The 4881-nt window shown below is 64.9% G+C and carries 4 protein-coding genes and 1 pseudogene; 3 read left to right on the top strand and 2 right to left on the bottom strand.

Going from position 1 to position 4881, the window contains the following annotated elements; genetic code table 11:
* A pseudogene (locus VIG90_RS08295) lies at window positions 1–266 on the bottom strand (LuxR family transcriptional regulator); the annotation flags it as partial.
* A 94-nt stretch (window positions 267–360) separates the two neighbouring features.
* Here VIG90_RS08295 and cysD point away from each other — a divergent pair.
* The 3 genes from cysD to VIG90_RS08310 are packed head-to-tail and all read left to right on the top strand — an operon-like array spanning window position 361 to window position 4015.
* Entirely contained in the window at window positions 361–1275 is a 915-nt protein-coding gene (gene cysD / locus VIG90_RS08300; protein ID WP_331593023.1) for a sulfate adenylyltransferase subunit CysD, read from the top strand.
* Window positions 1275–3200 (top strand): sulfate adenylyltransferase subunit CysN, encoded by a 1926-nt coding sequence (gene cysN / locus VIG90_RS08305; RefSeq protein ID WP_331593024.1) that lies wholly within the window; start codon window positions 1275–1277, stop codon window positions 3198–3200. Before cysD ends, cysN begins: the two co-directional genes overlap by 1 nt.
* Window positions 3200–4015, top strand: a complete 816-nt coding sequence (locus VIG90_RS08310) for a 3'(2'),5'-bisphosphate nucleotidase CysQ (RefSeq protein ID WP_331593025.1) — start codon at window positions 3200–3202, stop codon at window positions 4013–4015. Before cysN ends, VIG90_RS08310 begins: the two co-directional genes overlap by 1 nt.
* Before the next feature lie 80 nt (window positions 4016–4095).
* Here the strand turns inward: VIG90_RS08310 and VIG90_RS08315 are convergent.
* A partial coding sequence (locus VIG90_RS08315) for an SDR family oxidoreductase (RefSeq protein WP_331593026.1) occupies window positions 4096–4881 on the bottom strand: 786 nt, incomplete at its 5' end.

A 4881-nucleotide genomic window follows, 5' to 3' on the forward strand; every position in this document is an offset into this window, starting at 1 on the left:
CGGCCCGGTCTCAGGTCATCGTAGGGAATCGGGTCGAGCACGTGAAAGTCCGCATTGTACTTGGCGCGCAGGTCGTCCGGGTACGTCGGGCCAACGGCGATCTCCGTTGATTCGGTGATATGAGCATCTCCCTGCCGAAAATACATGCCGCAGAACTCCGCGCCCACCCGCCGTTTCAGGCGAGCCAAGAACGTGTTCCACAACGGTTTTTCCAGAGGCCCGGAGTGCAGGCTGGTCAGGATGTCGCGCTCGTCCAGAGGGATCATTTTACAGCACCTCCCATATGGGGGGTCCATTTCTCGCCAAGATGCGTAGGAAATGCAACCGTACAAAAACGGAACCTGAGGGGGAGAACTCTCAATGAGCGGATTGCAAAGATCGCTCACCCATCTGGAGCGGCTCGAGGCCGAGGCGATTCACATCATGCGCGAGGTTGTTGCCGAAGCGGAGCGTCCGGTGATGCTCTATTCGGTGGGCAAGGACTCGGCCGTGATGCTGCATCTGGCCCGCAAGGCATTTTACCCGTCGCCGCCGCCGTTCCCGCTCCTGCACGTGGACACGACCTGGAAGTTCCAGGAGATGTACCGCCTGCGCGACCGGATGGCGAAGGAAAGCGGCATGGAGCTGCTTGTCTACCACAACCCGGAGGCGATGGAGCGCGGCATCAATCCGTTCGATCACGGCCCGCTGCATACCGACATGTGGAAGACCGAAGGCCTGAAGCAGGCGCTCGACAAGTGGGGCTTTGACGCGGCCTTCGGCGGCGCGCGCCGCGACGAGGAGAAGAGCCGCGCCAAGGAGCGCATCTTCAGCTTCCGCACTGCGACCCACGGCTGGGATCCGAAGAACCAGCGCCCGGAGCTGTGGAACCTCTACAACGCCCGCAAGCATCGGGGCGAGAGCATCCGCGTGTTCCCGATCTCCAACTGGACCGAGCTGGATGTGTGGCAGTACATCCACCTCAACAACATTCCGATCGTGCCGCTGTATTTTGCAGCCCCGCGTCCGACCGTGGAGCGCGATGGCCTGATCCTGATGGTCGATGACGACCGCTTCCCGCTGAAGCCCGGTGAAGAGCCGGTGATGCGCTCCATCCGCTTCCGCACGCTGGGGTGCTATCCCCTGACCGGTGCGGTGGAGAGCACGGCCTCCAGCCTGACGGAAGTCATCCAGGAGACCCTGCTGACCACCACGTCCGAGCGGCAGGGACGCGCCATCGACAAGGACGCCGGCGGCGCCGGCATGGAAAAGAAGAAGCAGGAGGGGTATTTCTGATGACCCTGACCACCACTTCCGATGATCCGATTTACGTCACCGACGCGCTGATCGCCGAGGATATCGACGCCTATCTGGTCCAGCATCAGCACAAGACCATGCTGCGCTTCATCACCTGCGGCAGCGTGGATGACGGCAAGTCGACCCTGATCGGCCGTCTTCTGTATGACTCGAAGATGATCTTCGAGGACCAGCTGGCCGCGCTGGAAGCCGACAGCAAGCGCGTCGGCACGCAAGGGCAGGACATCGACTTTGCCCTCCTGGTCGATGGCCTGGCCGCCGAGCGCGAACAGGGCATCACCATTGACGTCGCCTACCGCTTCTTCGCAACCGAGAAGCGCAAGTTCATCGTTGCCGACACCCCGGGCCACGAGCAGTACACCCGCAACATGATCACCGGTGCCTCCACCGCGGATCTGGCGGTCATTCTGATCGACGCGCGCAAGGGCGTGCTCACCCAGACCCGCCGCCACAGCTACCTGGCGCAGCTGGTGGGCATCAAGAACATCGTTCTGGCCGTCAACAAGATGGACCTTGTGGACTACAGCCAGGAGGTGTTCGACAAGATCGTTGCCGAGTACACCGCCTTTGCCCGCTCGATCGGCATCGAGCAGTTCGTCCCCATGCCGATCTCCGGCTTCAAGGGCGACAACATCACCACCAGCTCGGCCAACACCCCATGGTACACCGGCCCGAGCCTGATCGAGCACCTGGAATCGGTGGAGGTCAACAGCACGGCGGACCTCGCCAAGCCGTTCCGCATGCCGGTGCAGTGGGTCAACCGCCCGAACCTGGACTTCCGTGGCTTCTCGGGCCTCATCGCCTCGGGCAGCGTCAAGCCGGGCGATCAGATCCGCGTGCTGCCCTCGGGCAAGACCAGCACCATCACCCGCGTCGTCACGATGGATGGCGATCTGGACGAGGCCATTGCGGGCCAGTCCGTCACCCTCTGCTTTGCAGACGAGGTGGACTGCTCGCGCGGTGACGTCATCGCCACGGCCGATGCCCCGCCGCAGGCCGCCGACCAGTTCGAGGCCACCCTCGTCTGGATGGCGGACGAGGCCATGACCCCGGGCCGGGCCTACTGGCTGAAGCTGGGCACCCAGACCGTCTCGGCAACGGTGCAGGCGCCCAAGTACGCGGTCAACGTCAACACGATGGAGCACATCGCGGTCAAGACGCTGGAGCTGAACGCCATCGGCGTGGCCCAGCTGGCGACCGACAAGCCGATCGTGTTCGAGCCGTATGACGCCAACCGGACGCTCGGCGGCTTCATTCTCATCGACAAGATGACCAACGCCACCGTGGCGGCCGGTCGCCTGCACTTCTCGCTGCGGCGCGCCCAGAACGTCCATTGGCAGGCGCTGGACATCAGCCGGGAGGCCCGCGCCAACCTGAAGAACCAGAAGCCTGCGGTGCTGTGGTTCACCGGCCTGTCCGGTGCCGGCAAGTCCACCATCGCCAACCTCGTTGAAAAGAAGCTGTTCCGGATGAACCGGCACACCTTCCTGCTGGACGGCGACAACGTGCGCCACGGCCTCAACAAGGACCTGGGCTTCACCGAGGCGGACCGCATCGAGAACATCCGTCGTGTCGGCGAAGTGGCGCGCCTCATGACCGATGCCGGCCTGATCGTCATCACCGCCTTCATCTCGCCGTTCCGGGCGGAGCGCGAGATGGTGCGCAAGATGCTGCCTGAGGCCGAGTTCTTCGAAGTGTTCATCGACACGCCGCTGAGCGTGGCCGAGGAGCGCGACGTGAAGGGTCTCTACAAGAAGGCACGCTCGGGCGAGCTGAAGAACTTCACCGGTATCGACAGCCCGTATGAGCCGCCTTACAGCCCGGAAATCCGCATCGACACCAGCAAGGTCACGCCCGAACAGGCCGCGACCATGATCGTCGATGCCCTCCTGGGAGATGCTTGATGACGGCCGCTCAAGGAGCTGCCGCCGTAGCAGCAAGCAACGCCAACGGAGCACCTGCGCAAGCAGGTGCTTCCCTCACCGACGCGGAACTGGCCGCTCACCTCGCTGAGGTGGCGGGCCGCATCCTGATCGAGGTGCGTGCCTCAGGCATGCTCTCGCTCAAGAAGCTGGGCAAGGCGGGCGACGCCACCGCCAACCAGTTCCTCATCCATGCCCTGCGGGAACAGCGGCCCGATGACGGCCTTTTGTCCGAGGAAAGCAAGGACACCGACGAGCGTCTGACCAAGGAGCGCGTGTGGATCATCGATCCGGTCGATGGCACCCGCGAATATGGCGAGGAGCGCACCGACTGGGCAGTCCACGTAGCGCTTGCCATCAACGGCGTGCCCACCATTGGTGCGGTCGCGCTGCCGGGCCTGGGCGTGGTGCTGCGGACCGACCAGCCGGGCGTCGTCCCGCCTGCACCGGAGCGTCTGCGTATGGTCGTCAGCCGGACCCGTCCGGCGCGCGAGGCAACGGAAGTCGCCGAGCGCCTGGGCGCGGAACTGGTGCCGATGGGCTCGGCCGGTGCCAAGGCCATGTCGATCATCCGGGGCGAGGCAGACATCTACCTGCACTCCGGCGGTCAGTACGAGTGGGACAGCTGCGCGCCTGCGGCGGTAGCGCTGGCCTACGGCCTGCACTGCTCGCGCATCGACGGCAGCCCGCTGGTCTACAACCAGCAGGACACCTACATGCCGGATCTGCTGATCTGCCGGAAGGAGCATGCCGAGCAGGTGCTGGCGCTCATCCCCCAGATCGCGCCCGCTGCATAAAAGCAAAAGGCCTTTCCCCGGAAAACAACCGGGGAAAGGCCTTTCTTATTTGCCCAAGTTCGCCGGTGCCGGCGCTGGCCTCAGGGGGCCATCCACTCGCCGCCGTTCACGTCGAGCACGGCGCCGGTGACCATCTTGGTGTAGTCCGAGACGAACATCAGCACCGAGCGGGCGCACTCTTCCTCAGGCGGGATCACGCCCAGCGGGATTTTGGACGCCACGCCCTGGACGAACGCCTCCTCGCTGCCGCCCGTTGCCGCCACCATGCGCTTGACCGCCTGGCGGACCGGCTCGCCCCACAGCCAGCCCATGCGGGTGCAGTTGACGCGGATGTTGTACTGGCCCACGTCCGCCGCGATCTGGCGCGAGAGGGTCGCCAGCGCGCCCTTGGCAACCGCGTAGGAGATCGAGCCGCCGGGCAGCGGCTTCAAGGACTGCATGGTCGCCACGTTGACGATGGCGCCGCCGCCTTGCGCCTTCATCGGCTCCAGGACGGCCTGGGCCATGCGGGCCGCGCCGAGTGCGCCAACGTCGATCACCTGGCCCCAGCGCTCGATGTCGCCATTCTCGAACGGGGCGTCCTCGCCGCCCACATAGGCGCTGTTGATCAGGCCATCGACCCGGCCGAAGGCGTCAACGGCAGCCTTTACCAGCGCGTCGCAGTCGGCTCTGCGGCTCACGTCCGCCGATTTGGCAACGGCCTCGCCGCCGCCGGCACGGATCTCGGAGGCAACGCCATCCAGAAAGTCCTGGTTGCGTGCGCCCAGCACCACCTTGGCGCCTTCCTGTGCGGCAATCCTTGCCATCGCCTGACCCATCCCCGGACCTACGCCGGTGATGATGATCACCTTGTCTTTCAGCAGCAT

This window comes from Pedomonas sp. (genome assembly GCF_036515995.1).
Classification (GTDB): domain Bacteria; phylum Pseudomonadota; class Alphaproteobacteria; order Sphingomonadales; family Sphingomonadaceae; genus Pedomonas.

Excerpts from the sequence above, each read along its gene's own strand:
- cysD (WP_331593023.1), top strand. The coding sequence starts at position 361 with ATGAGCGGATTGCAAAGATCGCTCACCCATCTGGAGCGGCTCGAGGCC.
- VIG90_RS08310 (WP_331593025.1), top strand. The coding sequence starts at position 3,200 with ATGACGGCCGCTCAAGGAGCTGCCGCCGTAGCAGCAAGCAACGCCAAC.
- cysN (WP_331593024.1), top strand. The coding sequence starts at position 1,275 with ATGACCCTGACCACCACTTCCGATGATCCGATTTACGTCACCGACGCG.